This is a genomic window from Moorena sp. SIO3I6, assembly GCF_010672095.1.
Genome location: NZ_JAAHHU010001490.1, coordinates 1 through 1,225, shown reverse-complemented (window position 1 = coordinate 1,225; position 1,225 = coordinate 1). Strand labels below are relative to the sequence as shown.

Below are 1,225 nucleotides of genomic sequence, written 5' to 3'. Positions count from 1 at the left end.
TCAACAAACAGCGAAATGGCTAGGATTCCCCCAGTAATTGAGGCTGGAATACCTAGCTCGTCGATCATCACTCGGTTGAGCACTCCTAGGGTCAGCACTGCCAAGATCCCTAATCCCATCTGGAATAGACCAAGCCGGAACATGGTAAATAGATTAATCTTGGGAAGTATTTGGTGCTTTGCTGAGGAGGGAAGCTCAGACTTGTCTAAATTACTGGTTTTCATCGGTAGAGTTTTAGTTTAGGGGAGAGAGGGAATCGGGAATCGGGAATCGGGAATCGGGAATCGGGAGTCGGGAATCGGGAGTCGGGAATCGGGAGTCGGGAGTCGGGAATCGGGAATCGGGAGTCGGGAGTCGGGAATCGGGAATCGGGAATAGTACTAGAGAGATCCGAGGATTGTTTGGTTTTATCAGAAATCATTGGGTTTCATGATCAATTTGGATATGCTATAGGTAAATGCTATAGCTAAATGGCTTAGATCAAATCCCTAAATGGGTTAGCTTAATCGGATCGATAAATGCGTCCGCTTTCTTGGTTAGCTTAATAGAATAGGGATAGCAATTGATGTAATTGTGTTTACCAACTCAAGGCACCAAGAATTGCTCAAACCTTTACCTGACAAGCTTTTCAATGCCCTGAACTAGGGAATTTTTCTATTCCCTGTGCCTAGGGTTATCAATGCGATTGGCCTTGGCCAAAAGGCCACGCTACGCGAATGGCCACGCTACGCGAACGCGCTCTTGGGATAGGGACATCGGATCGATAAATGCGATCGCTCTATACTCCCGATTCCCGATTCCCGACTCCCGACTCCCGACTCCCGACTCCCGATTCCTGATTCCCGACTCCCGACTCCCGATTCCCGATTCCCGAACCAGATGTAAAAAACCTACCCCTGTGAGCCACACCTCCCACCCTCTCAACATCTCAGGGCATCCATTCCAAGCCAATCCCCACCCGACTATCCTTATTTTCGATAGAATTCTGTTTCTCAATATCCGTAGCAAGCCGCAAATTGGGAGTAAGGGCATAACCAAAGGAAAGCTTGCTTATCCCCACCTCCTCACTACTGCCAATAGACACAAAACTTTGAGTGAAGACACCTTCCTCGCGACGCGCGTCGGCGAGGCGGCGAGCTTCATCGGTCCGGAGATTCAGGCGATCCCCGCGAAGAAGATGAAAGAGTTCATGAAGTCGCCGCACCTCAAGCCCTACAAATTCAAC

Annotated in this window: 2 protein-coding genes and 1 pseudogene; 1 reads left to right on the top strand and 2 read right to left on the bottom strand. The window is 49.2% G+C overall.

Translation table 11 applies throughout. The features are described from left to right. Together F6K49_RS50555 and F6K49_RS50550 are read right to left on the bottom strand one after the other, a co-directional pair. Positions 1–224, bottom strand: a 224-nt coding sequence (locus F6K49_RS50555; protein WP_293110434.1) for a PucC family protein, incomplete at its 3' end; no start/stop codon positions are given. After that, positions 221–421 carry a hypothetical protein gene (locus F6K49_RS50550; protein ID WP_293110432.1) on the bottom strand — a complete coding sequence of 67 codons (201 nt, stop codon included), beginning with the start codon at positions 419–421 and terminating at the stop codon, positions 221–223. The genes F6K49_RS50550 and F6K49_RS50555, both read right to left, overlap by 4 nt. Before the next feature lie 258 nt (positions 422–679). Here F6K49_RS50550 and F6K49_RS50545 point away from each other — a divergent pair. Then, positions 680–1,225, top strand: a pseudogene (locus F6K49_RS50545) (hypothetical protein); the annotation flags it as partial.

Coding starts and splice junctions, on each gene's coding strand:
- F6K49_RS50550 (WP_293110432.1), bottom strand. CDS start 421: ATGATTTCTGATAAAACCAAACAATCCTCGGATCTCTCTAGTACTATT.